Here is a 20,107-nt window from a genome sequence, read left to right as displayed (position 1 = left end):
TGACCGGTGGTCCGCGCCGGCCCCCGGGGACGGGTTCGACCCGCGAAGCGCCACGCGCCCGCCGGGCGTGCCCTCGCGAGGCCGCCCATGCCGTGGCACTCCGAACGGCGCCCCTCCGGGGAGCGGCGGTCGACATGCGCGGTGGTGAGGTCACCCCGTCGTCGGGCCGGCGAGCGCGGGCAGCCGCGAGTGGAGCAGGCCGAGGTAGCCGTCCACTCCGGTCAGGGTCGCGACGGTGAACCGGGTGTCGCGGTTGGGCCGGCGCTGGTCGACGGCGAGCGCCGGGCCGAAACCCGTGATGCGGTCCACCTGGGGCCGGTCCCGCCCGGTGATGTACTGGCGGACGAAGGGCGGCACCCCTCCAGGTACCGCGGCTGGACCTCGGCGTGCGGCCTGTCGATCACGAGGGAGGCCCTCCCACCGCCGCTCAGCCCCGTGCGAGCCACGAGGACGCCTCGGGGAATCCGCGGGGACGATGCGCGGAGGTTGCGCGTGCGGGCACCCCGGATTCCGATGTGTCCTCAACCAGGGAGGGCACCCCCACCTCGGCGGCCCCGGACGGCCGCCGGTCCGTTCCCGGTGCCCGCGCCGTCCGGGACCGGACCGGGTCGACCGTGTCAGTCGACGGGTTCGAGGACGAAGACCGGGATCTCCCGATCAGTGCGCTCCTGGTAGTCCGTGTAGTCCGGGTAGGCGGCCACGGCCCGCTCCCACCAGGTCGCCTTCTCCTCGCCGGTCACCTCGCGCGCCTTGTACTCGCGGCGGACCGGCCCGTCCTGGAGTTCCACCGTGGGGTGGGCGAGCACGTTGTGGTACCACACCGGGTGCTTCGGCGCGCCGCCGAGCGAGGCGACGGCGGCGTAGGCGCCCTCGTGTTCCACTCGCATCAGCGGCGACTTGCGCAGCCGGCCGGAGCGCCTGCCCTTCGTCGTCAGCACGACCACCGGCATCCCCCGGAGCGTGGTCCCCTCGGTGCCCCCGGAGCCCTCGTACAGCTCGACCTGGTCGCGGACCCACTTCTCGGGGCTGGGCTCGTACACTCCACTCAGGGGCATCGCGTCGTCCTCTCCACGGGAGTGGTGCGGGCACTTCGGCCCGAGCACCGTCGTCACACCGGTGACAACAACCGCGAGCACCCGTCCTGTTCCCCGAGTCCGCCGTCGACCGCGTGACCGGCCGAGCGGGCCGTGTACCCCACGTCGGGACGCGCTGGTCCCGGCGGCGAGCCGGTGGTACCGGACGCTGGGGTGATCCGCACCTCACCCGAGGAACCGTCTCAGCCGTCACCCAGGGCCGCCAGCAACTCCAGGAGGCGGTCGCGGATCCGCAGGACCTCCGGTTCGGTGAGCAGACCGGGCTGGAACTCCAGCCTGCCGCGCAGGGCCTCGCCCGGGGAGACCACGAGGGCCAGCGGGTAGTGCGTCGCATCCACACCCGACAGCCCGGTCACGCGTAGGCCGGTGTTCGGGGGTGGTTGGAGCGCGCCGGCGGCCACGGGGTAGTTCTCGAAGGCGACGAGCGTGTCGAACAGGTCGCCGACTCCGGCGAGCCGTTGGATGGTCCCCAGGTCGACGTGGTGGTGTGCTTCGAGCCGCGCCTGGTCGTCCTGGAGAACAGCGGGATCAGCGCCGACCCGGGCCCGCACCGGGACGGTCGTGGCGAACAGGCCCACCATCGTCTCCACGCCGGGCAGGTCGGGTGGTCTGCCGGACACGACCGCGCCGAACACCACCTCGGCCTGTCCGGTGAGTTCGCCGAGCAGGTCGGCCCAGGCGGCGCGGACCAACGTGCTCGGGGTCAGGCCGTCCCGCCGGGCCCTGGCCCGCAGTGACCGTGTCAGCTCCACCGAGCAGTCCACGGGAACGCGGGCTGGTGCTCGGCGTGCCTCGCGCCCGGGCGGGGCTCCGGTGAGCAGCGTCGGCTGGACGTCGCGCAGCTCAGCGGACCAGGCCGCCTCGCTCGCGGAGCGGTCCCGGTCGGCCAGCCACACGAGGTAGTCGCGGTAGGCGGCCGCGGGCTCGGGAGGCCGGCCCGCGTAGTGCTGGAACAGGTCGCGCAGGATGAGGGGCAGGGACCACCCGTCGAAGAGGATGTGGTGGTTGGTGAGGGTCAACCGGTGGTCGTCCTCCGCCCGGCGCTCCAGCGCGAAGCGCAGCAGCGGCGGGGTGGCCGGGTCGAAGGGCGGCTCCTCGTCGCTCGGCGCGGCGAGGGTCCAGGGCGCGGAGGTGCGTGAGCTCTCGACGATGACCGCCACGGGTTGTGCCAGACCTCGGTGGAGGAAGCCGGCGGTGAGGTTGGGGTGGCGGGCCAGAACGGCGTCGGCGGCGCGTCGGAGGCGGTCCACGTCCAGGGGGCCGGCCAGGTCGAGCGCCATCCGGGTGGTGTAGACGTCGGTCGCGTCGGGCCGGAGGACGGCGAGCTGGAGGTGGAAGAGCATTCCCTGTTGCAGTGGCGACAGGGGCAGGACGTCAGTCGGGGGGCCGACGGCGGCGACGATGCCCGACAGGTCGGCGGGTGTCAGCTCGACCAGGGGGAAGTCCTCGGGGACGGCGGTGCTGACGTCGGGCCGTCCCACCTCCGTGATGAGGCGGTCGACGGCGTCCCGCCAGCGGGCCGCCAGCCGCGCGATGTCCGCCGCGTCGGCCACCCGGTCCGGCCAGGTGAACGTGATCTGGAGTTCCGGTCCTGGCAGGACGACCGCGCTGATCTCGAGGGCGTGCGCGAAGGGGGCGTCATCGGGCATTCCGGTGTCGAGGACTCCGGATTCGGGTGCGAGTGACCAGCGGCCCTGGTCGGAGAGCGTGTCGAGGCGGCCCAGGTAGTTGAAGCCGATCACCGGGGTGGCGGTGTCGTGGAGGTCCTCGGACCGAGCCAGATGGCGCAGTACGCCGTAGCTGATCCCCTGGTCGGGGACGGAGTGCAGGCGGCGCCGCACGGTGCGGAGGACAGCGGTGGGGTCGGAGGCGTCGACGGTTCCCGTCCGCAGCGGGTGGAGGCTGGTGAACCAGCCGACCGTGTTGTCCAGGCCGGCGTCGTCTGGTCGACCGTGGCGTTCGACGTCAACGGTCACGCCTCCGGTCGCGAGTGCCAGGGCGGTGAGGAGCACGTCGTCGACGCCGATCCGCGCGTGACCGGGCACCGTGGTCAGCAACGCGGTGGTCTCCTGCGGGGGAAGGACGAGGCTGTGGCTCCGCGCGGTGCGGTGGGTGTCCCGGCTCGGGTCCAGCGCGGCCAGCCATTCGGGGCTCGGCCCCGGTTCCAGTTCGGCGCGCCACCTCGCCAGCTCGTCGTCGGTCGCGTGATGCGCGGCGCGGTCGGCGAGCTGGTGGGCCCAGGTCCGGAGGCTGGTGGTCGCGGGAGCGAGCGGGGCGGCGGTGCCCTGGGTGGCGGCCTCCCAGGCGAGGCGCAGGTCCTCGTGCAGGATGCGCCAGGACAAGGCGTCGACGGCGAGGTGGTGCACGGTGATCAGCAGGCGCCCCGGTCGTGGCCCTCGGTCGAACCAGGTGACCCGTACGAGGTCGCCCTGGTCGGGGTCCAGGGCTCCCTGGTCGGCACGGGCCGCCCGTCGAACCTGGTCCACCAGGGTGCTGGACGTGGAGCGTCGAGCACCGATCCGCCGGAGGGTTGGGGGCTGCCCGACGGACATGGTTTCCAGCTGGCCGTCCGGTCGGGTCCGCAGCCGGAGCGCGGGGTGGTGGTCGTACACGCTGCGCACCGCCCGGGCCAGGTCCGCCTCGGTCGCCTCGGCTGGAGTGACGAGCAGCAGGGCCTGGGTGAAGGCGCGCAGGGGGCCGCCCAGGTGCTGCCACCACCGCAGGACCGGGGTGGCGGGCATGGTGCCGATCCCTTCATCGGAACCGCTCCGGGCCGCTACGACACCCGCGATCCGCGAGAGCCTGGCGGGGGTGCCGTGCTGGAACACGTCCTTCGGGGAGAGCGCCAGCCCAGCCGTCCTCGCCCTGCTGGCCAGTTGGATGGCCATGATGCTGTCCCCACCGGACTGGAGGAACCCGTCGTCGACCCCGAGGTCGTCGACGCCGAGCAGGTCGGTGAACAGCTCGAGCAGGACCCGTTCCGCCCGGTTCGCCGGCGGCCGCGCCGGCGTGGCGCGGACCACCGCCGGCGAGGGTTCGGGGAGTGCGGCCCGGTCGATCTTGCCGTTGGCCGTCAGGGGCAGCGCGGCGAGGGGCACATGGGATGCCGGGGCCATGTGTTCGGGGAGGTGGGTCGCGACCAGTGCCCGCAGCTCCTCCACCGAGGCGGACCGCCCTGCGGCCGGCACGTGGTAGGCGATCAGCGACCGCCGGTCTGGGCCGGCGACCACCACCGCTTGCCGGACGTCCGGGTGGCTGGTGAGGACGGCCTCGACCTCGCCGGGCTCGACCCGGAAACCCCGGATCTTCAGCTGGCTGTCGTGCCGTCCAACGAACTCCACCGTTCCCGAACGCCTCCAGCGCACGAGGTCGCCGGTGCGGAACATCCGGGATCCGGGCGGGCCGAACGGGTCCGCGACGAAACGCTCCGCGGTGCGGGCGGCGAGGCCCGCGTAGCCGTGCGCCACTCCGGTCCCGCCGATGACGAGCTCACCAACGGTGTTGGCGGCGACGGGGCGGAGGCGGTCGTCGACAACGGCGACCCGGCTGCCGTTGGTGGGTGTGCCCAGCGGCAGCGGGTCCCCGACGGCCTCGGCCGTGGTGACGGGTTCGGTGAGCACCGCCGTGGTGGTCTCGGTGGGGCCGTACACGTGGAGGACGGTGAGGTCCGGGCAGTGCCGCAGTACCCGGCGGACCGAGTGGGGAGGCACGACGTCTCCCCCGGTCCACACCCGGCGCAGCCCGGAGAGCCACTTCGGGTTCTCCTGCGCCACGAGGGAGAACACCCCGGAGGACAGCCACAGCAGCTGGAGTCCGTGGGCGGCGACCAGGTCGCCGAGCGTGGCCGGGTCCAAACGGCCGGGGGGCGCGAGGACCAACCGTCCCCCGCTGGTCAGGGGCAGCCACAGTTCGAGGGTGGCGGCGTCGAAGGACAGCGAGCTGTGCAGCAGGGTCGCTCCGGCTTCTCCTCCGTCCCAACACGGGTCGGTCACGAGGTCGGTGACGGCCCGGTGGCTGACGGCTACTCCCTTGGGGAATCCTGTGGACCCGGAGGTGTGCAGCACGTAGGCCGTCTGGTCGGGGTGACCGGCGACCTGGGGTGGGGTGGTCGGCCACGTCTCGTCGTCCGGACCGTCCACTAGGAGCACGGGCGGCCCGCCGGTGGCGGTGGCCTCCCCGTTCGCCCGGTCGGTGACCAGTAGGACGCTCCCGGCCCGTTCGGCGAGCGCCCGGCGGCGTCCGGGTGGGTCGTGGGGTTCGGTGGGCAGGTAGGCGGCGCCCGCACGCAGGACCGCCAACAGCGTGACGACCAGTTCAGGCGTCCTGGGTAGGTGAACGGTGACCACCGCCCCCGGCGTGACGCCGTGCGCGAGGAGCCGGTGTGCGAGCGCGTTGGCGCGGGCGTCCAGCTCGGCCCGGGTGAGGGCCCCGCCTGACCCGGACACGGCGATGCCGTTCGGGTCGGCGGCGGCGCGCGCGGCGACGAGGTCGTGCACCAGAGATCGTGGGTCGGGGCCGGCGGGTTCGGTTCCCCGGAGCACGGCCGGCTGGTCCCGTTCCTGGCTGGTGCGGAGGTCGAGGCGGCTGACGGGTTGGTCCGGGTCGCGGCACACGGAGCGGAGGAGGGTCTGGAACCGGGAGGCCAGATCGGTCACGGTTCGCCGGTCGAACAGCGCCGTGTCGTACTCGATTCCGCCGCTGCCGTCCGCGACGTGCCAGGCGATCGAGAGGTCGAACTTGGCGGTCGTGGTGGGCACCGGTACCTCGGTGACCTGCAGGCCGGGCAGCTCGAGTGTCACGTCGGGCTTCTCGTGCACGGCGAGCGCCACCTGGAACAGGGGGTGGCACGACAGCGAGCGCACGGGGTCCAGGGCTTCGACCAGCTGGTCGAAGGGCAGGTCCTGGTGCGCGAACGCGTCCAGGTCGGCGGTTCGGACCCGGTGCAGCACGTCCCGGAACGTGGGGTCGCCGGAGGCGTCGACCCGCAGCACGACGGTGTTCACGAAGAAACCCACCAGGTCCTGGAGTTCCTCGTGCCCCCGACCGGCCGTCGCGGTGCCCATGACCACGTCGGGACCGGCGCCCAGCCGGGTGAGGAGGGTGACCCACACCGCGTGCAGCACCAGGAACGGGGATGTCCCGGTGGCCAGCGCCAGAGCCCGAACCTCGGCACCACGGGTCGGATCGGCGGGGAACCGCACCACGTCACCGCGCCCGGCGGCGCGCGCTGGCCGGGCGCGGTCGGTGGGCAGCGGGGTTTCGCCGGGGATGCCGGCCAGCCGGGTGCGCCAGTAGGCGAGCTGCCGGCCGAGGACGGAGGTCTCGTCGTTCGGGTCGCCGAGCACCTCCCGGTGCCACTGGCCGTAGTCGGCGTAGTCGAGGGGCAGGGGCTTCCAGTCGGGCCGGCGACCGGCGCGGCGGGCCGTGTAGGCGGTGGTGAGGTCGGCGGACAGCCTGTCCAGCGACCACGCATCGCCGACGAGGTGGTGCAGGATGAGGAGCAGGACGTGGTCTCCTCCGCTGCCCTCCGCCTCCTCGGGGCTGGTTGCCTGACCAGCTGCGGCGTTGTTCGGCGCGCCGGTTGCGGCCGCGCCGCCGGGGTCGTCCCCGGCGTTGGTGCCGCGTTCGGCGTCGTTCCACGGCAGGAGTGTGAACAGCACGGCTCGGAAGGGGAGATCGGTGGCCAGGTCGAAGGGACGTTCGGTCTCAGCGGCCAGCGCCCCGGGGAGGGCTGGCACTGCGACGGGCACGGCCGACAGCGCACCCCGTGCCCGCTCGGCGGGCACGACGTCCTGCCAGGGTGATCCGTCCTCGTCCGGGAAGCGGGTCCGGAGGCTTTCGTGGCGGTCGAGGAGGTCGTCCACCGCGTGGCTCAGCGCTCGGGAATCGAGGCCGCCGGTCAGCCGCACCGCGAGCGGGATGTGGTAGGCCGAGCTGGAGCCGTCCAACCGGGTTCTGGTCCACAGTCGACGCTGCGCCGGGGACAACGGCACCCGCTCCGGGCGGGTGGCGCGGCGTGGTGGGTCGAGGGCGGGTGGTGCGCCGGGTAGCCGGGCGGCCAGCGCTGCCGGGGTCCTGGCCTCGAACAGCTCCCGCAACTCGACCTCGACGCCCAGCCTGGCGCGGAGGACACCCGTCACCCTGGCGACGAGCAGCGAATGCCCGCCCAGGACGAAGAAGTCGTCGTGCGCGCCCACGTGCCGCACGCCGAGCACCTCGGCGAAGATGTCCCGCAGCACCGCGACGCGCGGGTTGTCCTCGGTGGTGGGCGCGCGGGTCTCGGAGGACGGTTCGGGCGTGGCGACCAGTGCGGCCCGGTCGACCTTGCCGGTGGGGCCGACGGGGAGAGCAGGGACGACGAGGAGGGCGGCGGGGACGAGATGCGCCGGTAGCTGGGAGGCCGCCCACGTCCTGATCCGGCCGAGGTCAGGGGTTCCGCTCCCTCGGGGGGCCAGGTAGGCGACGAGTTCCACCTCGTCGCGCTGGTTCGTCCTGGCGAGGACGACGGCGTCGGCGACCTCGTCGTGCCGGCGCAGCACGGCGGCGGCCTCCCCTGGCTCGACGCGGAAGCCCCGGATCTGCACCTGGTCGTCGGAACGACCGACGAAGGTCAGCCCGCCGTCACGCCCCCGGGCCACCAGGTCACCGGTCCGGTACATGCGGGTCCCGGGCGGGCCGTCGGGGTCGGCGACGAAACGGTGGGCGGTGGTGTCTGGAAGTCCCTGGTATCCCCGGGCCACTCCCCCACCGGCCAGGTACAGCTCCCCGGTCACGCCGGGCGGGACCGGCCTCAGGTCGACGTCGAGAACGCGGAGCCGCACGTCGGGCATGGGAGGCCCCAGCGGAGGCACGCCCGTTCCGGGTACCAGCCGCTCGCTGAGCGTCGCGCAGACGGTGGCCTCCGTGGGGCCGTAGCCGTTGTGGAGCCTGTGGTCGGGCCAGCGCGCGACGAGGGCCGAGGAGGGCGCCTCCCCGGCGAGGACGACGGTCAGGTCCGGCGGGACGTCCGTTGGTTCCAGGGCGGCGAGCGCGGAGGGTGGTGCCACCAGGTGGGTGATTCGTTGGGCACGCAGTAGGGTTGACAGCGGTGCCCCGGGGAGGAGCTCCTCCTGGGGCGCCAGGACCAGTACCGCTCCGCTGAGCAGGGCCGTGGCGAGCTCGTAGACGGAAGCGTCGAAGATCGCCGAGGCGAACTGGAGGACACGGCTCCCCGGGCCGACGCCGGTGCGGGTGATCGCGCCCTCGGCGAGGGCGACCAGGCCGCGGTGGGGCACGAGGACACCCTTGGGGCTGCCGGTGGAGCCCGAGGTGTGGATCGCGTAGGCGAGGTGGTCGGGATGGGGCGGGGTGCGCCGTTCGTCGGACCGCACGTCATGGTCGGGGAGGTCGGCGGGGACGGGGAACTCGTGGGCGCCGCCGAGGACCAGGTGCGGCCGGGTGTCGTCGAGGACGCGGGTGGTGCGTTCCCGGGGTTGGGCCGGGTCGAGCGGCAGGTAGGCGCCTCCGGCCTTCCACACGGCGAGCAGCACGACGACGAACTCGGTCGACCGGCTCGCGGGGAGCGCGACCAGGCGGTCGGGGCCGACGCCGGCTTCGAGCAGCGCCCTGGCGGTCCGGTTCGCCGCCGAGTTCAGCTCGGCGTAGGTCAACTCCCGTGTTCCGCAGCGCAACGCGACGGCGTGGGGTGTGCGCGCCGCCTGTCGTTCGAAGGCCTCGGCCGCGGTGGTGGGCCGGTCGCGCCGCGCCACACCGGTCGGCAGTGGGGGGTCCTCGGGGAGGAGGACGTCCGTGCGGCCTACCCGCCGTCCTGGTTCCCGGACGATCGTGTGGAGCAGCCCGGTGAGCCGGTCGGCGAGCAGGGCGACGCTCCTCGCGGTGTGCGGGGGGCGGTAGGCCCACCGCAGCAGTGTCCTCGGTCCGGGCACCACCATGAGGGACAACGCGTAGTGGCTGCCGTCCACGGTGTCCCGGTGTGCCATGGTCAGCCCGCCACCCAGGTCGTGGCCGCCGAACAGCGGGGCGGGCTGGTTCTCGAAGGCGACGAGGAGGTCGAAGAGTTCCTCGTGCCCAGCGAGGCGTTGGATCTCCGCGAGTCCGAGTGAGTGGTGGGTGACCAGCCGGGACTGTTCGTCCTGGACGCGCACGAGGAGGTCGGACAGGGTCTCCTCCGGGCTGGTCCGGATCCGGACGGGCACCGTGTTCGCGAACAGCCCGACCCGCCGTTCGATGTCGGCAGCCTCGGCCGAGCGACCGGCGACGACGGTGCCGAACACCACGTCACGGCGGCCGGTGAGACGGACGAGGAGCAGGCCGACGGCGGCCTGCACCACTGTGTTGGGGGTGACTCCGTGATCGCGTGCGACGGCGTCGAGCGCCGCGCTGAGCTGGTCCGGGAGCACCGTGTCCACCCGTGCCGGGGGGACGGACAGGTCCGCTCGGTTCGCTGGTGGTGTGAGCCGGGTGGGCCCTGGGAACGCCGCCAGAGCCACCCGCCACGCCTCGCGAGCGGCCCGCAGGTCCTCATCACCGAGGGGCTGAACGGCCTCCGCGGGGTCGGGGGCAGGGGGGAGTTCCTCCCCGGTCCACAGTGCGCGGAGTTCGTCGAGCAGCACTCCCACTGACCAGGCGTCGAGCAGGATGTGGTGTGCGGTGAGGACGAAGGTGTGGTGGTCGGGAGCGCGCCGGGCGAGGGCCGCCCGCAGCAGCGGTGGCCGGTCGAGGCGGAAACCGGCGGCACGGTCCTGGATGGCCAGCTCGTCGACGGCCGAGTCGGGTAGCCCTTCCAGGTCGACCTCCCGCCACGGCGGGTCGGAGTCCACCGGGACCTGGACGGGTCCGATGCTCGTGTTCCAGAAGCCGGCGAGGAGTCCGGGGTGGCGACGCACCAGCCTGGTGACGTGCCGCCGCCAACGCTCGGGGGCGAGCGGCCCGTCGAGGTCGACCAGCAGCTGCGAGGTGTAGGCGTCGTCGGACCCGTCCCGCAGCGCCTGGGCGAGCAGTCCGTTCTGGAGCGGGGACATCGGTATCGGCCGCCCCGCTGGTATTCCCAGGCTGGCCCGTTCCGCCGGCGGGACCTCCGGTCCCGGGGGGCTGCCGGCCCCGTCGCCGGTGCCGCCGGCGGTGTCCGGGGGGACGGGTGCGGCGACGGCGGCGAGTGCTGCGACGGTGCGGTGCCGGAACACCTGCGCCGGGCTCAGCCGCAGCCCGAGGGTGCGAGCCCGGCTCACCAGCCTCACCGCCATGACGCTGTCCCCACCCTGGGCGAAGAAGTCCTGGTCGGCTCCGATGACCGGGACGTCGAGGACTTCGGCGGCGAGCTGGCAGAGGATCCGCTCGGCCCACCCTGCCGGTGCGCGGCCGCTCCCGTCCGCCGGCCGGGGCCCCGGGGCAGGTAGCGCGGCACGGTCGAGTTTCCCGTTGCCGGTGACGGGGAGCGCGTCGAGAACGACGTAGGCGGAGGGGACGGCATGTTCGGGGAGCAGGTCGGTGAGGTGTCGGCGGAGCGCGGGCGGATCCCACCGGCTTCCGGGTCGGGGCACCACGTAGCAGACCAGGCGCGGGGAACGGCGTGGACCGGAATCCACGACGACGACAGCCTGGACGACGTCCGGGTGGCGGGTGACCTCGGCCGCGACCTCCCCGGGCTCGATGCGGAAACCCCGGATCTTCACCTGGTCGTCCGCTCGCCCGGCGAACTGGAGCGCGTCGTCGGGGCCTCGCCGGGCCAGGTCGCCTGAGCGGTAGAGCCGCGCCCCAGGAGGGCCGTACGGGTCGGCGACGAAGCGGCTAGCGGTCAACGAGGGCCGCCCGAGGTAGCCGCGGGCGACACCGGGGCCGCCCACGTACAGCTCGCCGGGAACCCCGTCCGCCACCGGCTGGAGCGCCGGGTCCAACAGGTACAGCCGGAGGTCGTCGAGCGGTTCCCCGAGGGACACGTCCCGTTCGACCGGGGCATGGGTGACGTGGACGGTCGTCTCGGTGATGCCGTACATGTTCACCAGCACGCAGCCGGCTGGTGCGACGCGGGACCAGGCGTCGACGTGCCCCGGCTCCAGAGCCTCGCCGCCGAGCACGACGGTCCGAAGGCTGTCCGGCAACGCGGAGTCTTCGGCAACCGCAGCGGTGAGCTGCGCCAGCGCGGTGGGTGTCTGGCTGAGGACGGTCACCCGTTCGCGGCGGAGCAGGTCGTGGAAGTCGGAGGGGGACCGGGTCTGTTCGTGCGGGACGACGACGAGCTGGCCGCCGTGCAGAAGCGCTCCCCACAACTCCCAGACGGAGAAGTCGAAGGACGTGGAGTGGAACAGGGTCCACACGTCGGAGGGACCGGGCCGCAGCCAGGACCGGGTGGCGTCGAAGAGCCGGACGGCGTTGTGGTGCGTGACCACGACGCCCTTGGGCCTCCCCGTGGAGCCGGACGTGTGGATGAGGTAGGCGGGAGTGGCTGGGTGCGGCGGAGCGGGGAGGCCGGAGGGCTCCCCCGGCTGGCCGGGCGGCGGGCCGTCGTCCCCGAAGTTGTCGAGAAGGACCACCGGTGGCCCCGGCGGGAGTGGAGCCGCGTGTTCGGAGTCGGTGAGCAGGAGCACCGGGTCGCTGTCGGCCAGGAGGAGCGCTACCCGGGTGGGCGGGAGCTCCGGGTCGATGGACTGGTAGGCCGCTCCCGTTCGGAGTACTGCGAACAGCGCCACCACCAGGTCGGCGGAGCGGGGCATCACGATCGCGACGAACCGTTCCGGGCCCGCTCCCGCACGGGTGAGCCGGTGGGCGAGCACGGCTGAGCGGACATCGAGGTCCCGGTAGGTCACCACCTGGTCGCCGAACCGCACCGCCACGGCGTCCGCTCGCAGCCTGACCTGGTCCAGGACCCGCTCGACCAGGTTCCCCCGCACGGTGGTGCTGTCCCGGCCCCCGCGGCCACTCGACGGCGGGCGGAGCCGGGCGCTTTCCTCGGGGAGCAGCACGTCGACGCTGCCGAGCTTGTGGGTGGGTTCCGCGTCGGCCAGTTCGCCGAGCAGCCGGAGGTACCGGGCGTGGTGCCGAGCCACGTCGGCCGGCGCCAGGTGTGCGGGGTTGGCGTCGGCGTTGACGCGCATCCCCGCCGGGTCCGCGCGGTCGTACACCACGAACGAGAAGTGGTCGACCGGGCCGTGCGACGGGGTGATGACCCGGGTGGGGAGCCCAGCGAAGGAGGTGTCCGGGTCACCGGAGATGATGTTGACCAGTGGCCCGACCAACGGATCAGTGGTGCCGGCCAGGCCCTGGTCCGCACGGATGTCCTCGTAACGGTACCGCTGGTGCCGCAGTGCCCCGAAGATCTTGGCCGAGACCTGGTTGGTCAGGTCACCCCAGGTAAGCCCGGGCCGGACGGTCAGTCGCACCGGCAGGACGGTGGACATCATGCCGGGGACGCGGCGCGCGGCGCGTCCCCGGCGTCCGGTGAACGTGACTCCCAGAAGGATGTCCTGGGAGCCCGTCATGCGGTGCAGGTAGAGGGCGGCGGTGGCCACGGCGACGCCGGCGAGCCTCGTCAGGGTCCGTTTGCCCGGCGCCCGCAGGCGCTCCGCGCGGTCCCACGGCAGGTGACCGCCGCACCGCAGGAAAACGGGCCCGGCTGGGGTACCGTCCTCCTCCTCGCAGGACGGCGGGCGCGGTGCCGGACCAGCGCTGCCCAGCAGCGGGGGTTCAGGCCGTGCCGCCAGTTCCGCTGCCCAGTACTGGCGGTCCCGTTCCCACTCCGGTGACGACCGGTAGGCCTGTTCCTCGGCGAGGAGTTCACTGAGGGGTTCCACGGGGTGGTCGGGTGCGGCGTCGCCGGCGGCGAGCGCGGTGTAGGCCTCGGCGACCCTCCGGATCACCAGGTCGATGGTGAAACCGTCCGACAGGAGGTGGTGCATGCGGAGGCACCAGCGGTGCCGGTCGGGGGCGAGCCGGATCAGGGCCTGGGAGAACAGGGGACCCCGTTCCAGGTCGGCGGGGCGGGCCAGTTCGTCATCGATCCAGGCCGTGGCGGCACGCTCCGGGTCAGGGTGCCCGCTCACGTCGACCAGGGGGAACGGCCAGTCGTCGAGGTCGTCGACACGCTGACCGGGTCGGTCGCCGTCGAAGACGATGCTGATCCGGAGGCATTCGGTGGTGGCCACCACGCCGCGTACCGCGCGGTCGAGCAGCTGGTGGTCCACCGGGCCATCGATCTCCACGTACTCGGCCCCGTTGAGGCGGGGGCTGCCCGGCCGCACCTGGTGGTCGAGCCACAGCCCCCGCTGGGACGCGGTGAGTTCGAGGAAGGTCACCGGGCCGAACCCTCCCCGCTGGTCGATCGGGCCCAACCGTCCAGGAGCCGAGCGACCCGGGGGAGGATGTCCGGGCGGGTCAGGCCCTGGTGGGTGCACTGCAACTCGTGGGTGACGAGATCGCCGCTGACGTGGGGTGCCCAGACCGAGGGGTGGGGGGCACCTTCGGGACGTCCCTCGGTGGCATGGAGGAACAGGACGTTCCCGTCGAAGACCCCGGGGGTGTGCGCCCTGGTCATGGCCTGGTGGTGCTGGATGACAGGGGCGACCAAGTCGAGTTCGTCCTCGGCGAAGTGCCGGATGTCGCGCAGGGCCTCCCGCAGTTGGTCGGTCGTGAGTGCCGGGACGGCTCCGTCGTCGGGATAGGCGTCGAACAGGGCCAGCGTCGCCACCTGGTGGCCCTCCCGCTGAAGCTGGACTGCGATCTCGTGGGCGAGGACACCACCGAAGGACCAGCCCAGCAGGTGGTATGGGCCGTGGGGTTGGTGGGCCTGGATCTCACCCCGGTAGTCAGCGGCCAGTTCGATGAGGGAGCCGGTGGACTCGAGGACTGCCGAACCCTGGTGCCGGGACTGCAGGGCACTCACCGGCCTGTCGCGGTGCAGGTGCGGAACCAGCGGAGAGTACAGCGTGCCGGTCCCGCCGGCCGGGTGCACGCAGATCAGGGGCGCGGTGCCGCCCCCGGTGCGGAGTGGTAACACGACGGGGCGCTCGGCGGGTCGCGCGGGCTGGGCCAACCGGGCGGCCAGCCGGGCCGGGGTCGACGCGTCGAAAAGGGTTATGACCGGCAGTTCGTGTCCGGTTTGGGCGCTGACGCGTCGCACGAGTCGCGCCGCGAGCAGCGAATGCCCGCCTAGGTCGAAGAAGTCGTCGTCGGCCCGGACAGGCCCGCGTTCCAACATCTCCCCGAACAGCTCACGCAGCTCGTCCACATCGGGGCGTGACGGGGTGGGTCGTTGGTCCGCGCGACCGACGTGCGGTCCGGGCAGGTGGTCCGTTCCTGGCCGGCGAGCGGGGACCTCCGTGCTCCCCTGGACAGAGCCGGGTCCGGTTCCGCCAGGCGCTGGCGGAACGCCCTCGTCACACCGACCGGCGTCGCCGGTGGCGCCAGGTCTCTCGTGGGCGGCCAGCGCTGCCCGGTCGGTCTTCCCGCTGACGGTTCGGGGCAGTCGGTCCACGGTCTGGATCCGGGCCGGCAGCATCGCCCTCGGGAGGCGGTTGGCGAGGTGGGCGCGGAGCTGCTCGGGGGATGCGGTTCCGACAACCGAGGCGACCAGCATCGGGTGGGTGCCCCGGGTCAGCACGACCGCGGCCTGCTCGACCCCGGTGTGGTCCTCCAGCGCGGACTCGATCTCCCCCAGTTCGATGCGGACCCCACGCAGCTTCACCTGGCCGTCGGTGCGGCCTCGGCTGACGAACCGCCCCCGGTGGTCCCGCATGGCGAGGTCCCCGGTGCGATACATCCGAGTGCCGGGTGGCCCGAAGGGGTTCGCGACGAACCGTTGCGCGGTCAGCGCCGGTCGTCCGAGGTACCCCCTGGCCAGGCAGGATCCGGTGACGTGGAGCTCGCCGTGGTCACCGGGCGCCAGTGTCCCGCCGAGCAGGTGGATCCCGGTGTCGGCGGCGGGGTCACCCAACGCGGGTTCCTCCCAGTCGGAGAGCGGTGTCACCAGGTTCTCCACGCCGCATTCCGTGATGCCGTAGGAGTTGAGGACCTCCGTGTGCGGGGTGGCCCGCCGCAGCGCGGTCCACAGGGGCTTGGGCACCGGCTCACCGCAGAGCACCACCAGGCGCGGCCGGTAGGCGCGCTCGGGGTCGAGCAGTCCGGCGGCCAGGAGTTCCCGGCAGTGGGTGGGTGTGATGTTGAGGCAGTCGACGCGGTGCCGTTCGACGTAGGAGACGAGGGCGTGCGGGTCCCGCCGCTCGGTGTCGCCGATGACGTGCACCTCGTGCCCCCCGGCAAGCCACAGGGGCCCGTCCCACGAGATGTCGAAGGACGTGGACGCGGTGGTGGCCACCCGGTACCTGCCGTGGCGGGGGAAGCGGGTGTCCTGGCAGAAGCGCAGGACGGTGGCGAGGGCCGAGTGTGGCACGACGACGCCCTTCGGGCGTCCCGTGGACCCGGAGGTGTACATGACGTAGGCGGCAGCGTCCGGGCTCGGCGGGTGGGCGGGCAGGGTGGAGTCGGGGGGTCCGGCCAGCGCAGCCTCGGTGTCCGGGTGGTCCAGCCTGAGCACCGGCGCGCCGGGGGGCAGTGTGGTGGCCAGCGGGCCGGTCGTGACGACCAGCACCGGTGCGGCGTCGGCGAGGACGACCGCCCGTCGCTCGACGGGGTGGTCGGGGTCGAGCGGCAGGTGGACGGCGCCTGCGAGCAACGTCGCGAGCCGGCCGACCACGAGGTCGACGCCGCGGGGCACCAGCAGGGCGACCCGGTCCTCGGGCCGCACACCGCGGGCGACGAGGAGGTGGGCGAGCCGGGTGACCCGGTCGTGGAGTTCCGCGTGGTCCACGACGAGGTCGTCGTGGACCAGGGCGGCCGCGGCCGGGGTGCGGCGGGCCCACTGGGCTACCCGGTCGGGCAGGAACCAACCGCCTCCCCGCTCAGAGGTCGGGACGGGTGTCGCGTCGGCTCGTTCCGGCGGGTTGGCCGCGGCGTTCTCGGGGCGATCGCCTCCCACCTGTCGCGCTGGACGGGGTGGCGTGGCGTCCTCGTGGGCCGGGCCGGCGGGCAGCACCTCCGCGAGCAGCTCCAGGTAGGCCTCGGCCAGTCCCTGAGCCGTGGAGCGGTAGAACAGCTGTGTGCGGTAGGCGACGACGAGGTCGATCTCCTCCCGGTCGGCGTGCTCCAGCGTCGCGAAGGACAGGTCGCAGACGATGGCTCCCTCCGGCATGCCGGGGAAGTCGTGGTCGCCGGAGTACTCGAGGGTGATGCTCGGATCGCCCTGTTGCAGGGCGTCCAGCTCCGGCAGCACCTGGTGGGTGTACATGACGTCGAACAGCGTGTTGCGGCTCGGGTCGCGGTGGGGTGCGACCTCGCGCACGACGGCGTCGAAGGGCAGGTCCTCGTTCTCCACGGCGGCCAACACCACCTCGCGTACCCGGTCGACGAGTTCGGGCAGGTCCGGGTCGTCGGAGAGGTCGGTGCGCAGCAGCAGGGTGTTGTTGAAGAAGCCGAGCAGGCTCCACAGTTCGGGGCGGTTCCGTCCGGCGCTGGGAGTGGCGATGACGATGTCACGGGCGCCCCCTCGCCGTGCCAGCAGCAGGTTCAACACCGCGAGCAGCACGACGTAAGGGGTGGCGCCGGCCTCCGTGGCGGTGGTTCGGACCCGGCGTGCGAGGTCTGGGGGGAGGTGGGTGACCAGGTAGTCGCCCCGGAAGTTGGTGGTCGCCGGTCTCGGAAGGTCGGTGGGGAGGTCCAGCACGGGCGCGTCGGCGAGGGTGCGCCGCCAGAAGTCCCGCTGTCCGGCCAGCAGCGGACCGGCGACGAGGTCGCGCTGCCACCGCGCGTAGTCGTGGTACTGGAGCGGCAGGGGCGGGAGGCGGTGCGGCCGCCCTTCCACTCGGGCGGCGTAGAGCTCGGTGATCTCGTTCCGGCTGATGGTGGGCGCGTGCCCATCGTTGACCGCGTGGTGCATGGAATTGACCACGAGGTGGTCGTCGGCGGCGAAACGCAGGACGAGCACCCGGTAGAGAGCGTCGGTGGCGAGGTCGAAGGGCCGGCTGGTGTGCTCGGCGGCGAGCCGGCGGGCGGTGGTCGCGGCGTCGGGGTCCTCGGAGAGGTCCACGAGGCGGAGGAAGTCCCCGAGGTCGGGGCGGATCACGACGCGGAGACCGCCGCCGTCCTCGACGAAGTTCGACCGGATGGTCTGGTGCCGTTCGGCGAAGTCGTTGAGCGCGGCGCGCCACGCCTCGAGGTCGAAGCGGCCCCGCACCCGCATGCGGGAGCCCAGGTTGTAGAGGGTGGTGCCGGGGTCCCACTGGTGGTGGAACCACATGCGTTCCTGCCCGAAGGAGAGGACCGGTTCCCCGGTCGCCGGTGTGATCGGCGGGAGGCCGGCTGGCATGGCGGGTTCGCGCTCGACGACCAGCCGGGTGACGTGCGCGGCCAGTTCGGGCAGGGTGCGGTGCTCGTACACGTCGATCAGTCGCAGGTCGACCGCCAGGCGGGCGTTGAGGTCGTTGACCAGCTGGATCCCGATGACCGAGTTGCCGCCGAGGTCGAAGAAGTCGGCGTCGGGAGCGGGGTCGGGTTCGCCGAGGGCTTCCCCCAGCACCTCGCGGACCACCTCGCCGACGTCGCCCGGGGCCATGGCCGGCTGGTCGCTGCTGGTTGACGCGGGCGACGGGGCGGACCGCGTACCGGCGGCGGGGGAGCCGCCGGGTCGGGGCGCGTGGGAGGACACCGGCGTGTCGGGTGGACTGGGGCTGGTGGGGCGGGCCGCGACGGCGGTCCCCCTCGGCCCCGTCCCACCGCTGGCCGCCCCGGCCGGTACCGCCTCCGGCGCGGTGACCGCAGCCGGGGTGCCGCTGTCGGAACCGGCGGGGGGCGGGGTGCTCGTTCCCGGGGAGGGGGCACCACCGGGCGCCTCCTCGGCTGGCGCCGTGACGTCGCTGGTGGCCCCACCTCCCACCCAACAGCGGACCTCGGTGAGGGGGTGCCCGGGCAGCGGCACCCTCCTCGGCTGCCACGCCGGGCGCAGGGCCGCCCAGGTGACCGGGACTCCCCACTGGTAGAGCAGGCTGACCGCGTCGGACACGTCGTCGGCCCGGTCCACGGTGACGAGGGGGATGTTGCCCGAAGTGGCCAGGACGGCACCGATGTCACCACCGGCACCGAGGTCCACCACGACGGTGGCGCGCTCGGTGACCAGCTGGCGAGAGGCCTCGGTCAGCCGTGCGGGGTCAGCGGGCGGGGCGGGTGCGTCGCCGGTGGCGAGGAGCGCGGTGTCCTCGGCGCTGAGGTCCCCCTGCAACCAGCGCGCGAGGTAGCGGGACGTCCCGGACGCGAGGATCCCGTCGACGGGCACGATCGAGGCCAACCGCCGGTAGGCGGCGAGCTGACGTGCGATGTGGTCAGCGACGGGTCCGGTCAGGGGAAGTTCCGGGGGCAGTGCCGGCACCGCTCCCTCCGGCGCGTCCAGCGCGGAGTCACCGGACATCGATACGAGCAGCCTCGGCGGCCCGGCGGCGGGTGTGGGTACGGGGAGCTCACCAAGGGCACACCGCTCCAGGGCCTCGACGAGCTGGGAAGTGGTGTCCGCCCGCACGGCGATGCGGTGAAGGTGGTGGTCGCGCCCCTCGTTGAGGGTGAAGGCCACGTCGGTGAGCGAGGCCGCCCGTCCCCGCAGGGCGCCGGCGAGTCGAGCCGAAAGCCGGCGGAGGGCGGCGGTGGTGCGGGCGGACACACCGACGACCACCGGTTCCGGGGGGAACGGCGAGGGGGCCGGGCGGGACGGTGCCTGTTCCACCACGCAGTGCGCGTTCAACCCGCCCAGGCTGAACGAGCTGACTCCGGCTCGTCGGGGCCGGTGGTCGGGCCGTTGGGGCCAGGGGCGCGTGGAGGTGACGACCTCGAGGTCGGCCGCGTCGAGGTCGACCTCGCGGGGTGGCCGGGTGAAGTGCAGTGAGGGGTACAGTTCGCCGTGGGCGACGCCGAGGATGGTTTTCACCAGTCCGGTGACGCCGGCCGCGTTGTCCAGGTGCCCGATGTTGGTCTTGACCGACCCGACGGGCAGCCGTGGGGCTCGACCGGCTCGGGCCAGCGCCAGGCCCTCCACCTCGACGGCGTCCCCCAACCTCGTTCCGGAACCGTGTGCCTCCACGTAGTCCGCGTCCGCGACGTCGAGACCGGCGTTCCGCCAGGCGGCCGTGATGACCTCGGCCTGCGCGCTGGCGCTCGGTGTGCTGATGGTAGCGGCGTGGTGCCCGTTGTGCCGCACGGCCGTACCGGTGAGCAGGGCGTGGATCCGGGCGCCCTCGGCCAGGGCGCGGTCGAGAGTGGTGAGCAACAGGACCGCGCCGCCCTCGCCTCCGACCGTCCCGTTGGCGGCCTCGTCGAACGCCCGGCACCGGCCGGCGGGGGACATGATCTCGGGGAACCCGGCCAGGTCACCGGCCTCAGGAGGAACCGTCCGCAGGTTCACCCCTCCGATGAGGGCGTAGTCGGCGTCGCCGGCCGCGAGTTCCCGGCGGGCGTGGTGGACGGCGACGAGGGAACCGTTGCAGCCGGTGTCCACCCCGTAGCACGGGCCGGCCAGCCCGAAGCGGTGCGCGATCCTCGCGGGCAGCCCACCCGGCCAGGTCCCGGTCATCGCGAGCGTTCCCCGCTGCGGCACGAGGAGCTGGTAGTCGGGTGACGGTGTGCTGAAGATGACCGCGGTGCTGGTCGACCGCAGGAGGGAGGGTGCGTAGCCGGCGTCGTCGAGTGCCGCCTGGGTGAGGCGGCACGCCAGCCGGTGCTGCGGGTCCATCAGCTCCGCCTCGCGGCGTGACAGCCCGAAGAACGCGTGATCGAACAGGTCGACGTCGGGCAACCACCCCATGGGCAGGGTCCGGTCTGGCCGGCCGCCCGCCGCCTCGACCCGGCGGGTCGGTATCGGGCGCACCGAGTCGCGACCCGCGAGGAGGTTCGCGCGGAACTCCTCGACGGTCTCGGCGTGGGGGTAGCGGACGCCGATGCCGATGACCGCGATCACTGGCCCGGTCATGGTGGCTGTCCTTTCGTCG

Annotated in this window: 4 protein-coding genes; all 4 read right to left on the bottom strand. The window is 73.4% G+C overall.

Annotated elements, in window-relative coordinates:
• Positions 1–150 precede the first annotated feature (150 nt).
• Positions 151–357, bottom strand: a complete 207-nt coding sequence (locus tag C1701_RS27830; protein ID WP_026418172.1) for a hypothetical protein — start codon at positions 355–357, stop codon at positions 151–153.
• 260 nt (positions 358–617) lie between these two features.
• Positions 618–1,055, bottom strand: a complete 438-nt coding sequence (locus tag C1701_RS23745) for a nitroreductase family deazaflavin-dependent oxidoreductase (protein WP_026418173.1) — start codon at positions 1,053–1,055, stop codon at positions 618–620.
• Positions 1,056–1,276: 221 nt separating this feature from the next.
• Entirely contained in the window at positions 1,277–13,381 is a 12,105-nt protein-coding gene (locus tag C1701_RS23740; RefSeq protein ID WP_337661912.1) for an amino acid adenylation domain-containing protein, read from the bottom strand.
• Positions 13,378–20,088: an amino acid adenylation domain-containing protein gene (locus tag C1701_RS27825; RefSeq protein WP_337661911.1), complete on the bottom strand. Its 6,711-nt coding sequence runs from the start codon at positions 20,086–20,088 to the stop codon at positions 13,378–13,380. Before C1701_RS27825 ends, C1701_RS23740 begins: the two co-directional genes overlap by 4 nt.
• Between the last annotated feature and the right edge of the window lie 19 nt (positions 20,089–20,107).

The organism is Actinoalloteichus sp. AHMU CJ021, from assembly GCF_002895405.1.
Lineage (GTDB): Bacteria > Actinomycetota > Actinomycetes > Mycobacteriales > Pseudonocardiaceae > Actinoalloteichus_B > Actinoalloteichus_B caeruleus.
Note: the sequence above shows the minus strand (reverse complement) of the source record. Positions and strands in the feature narration are given on the sequence as shown.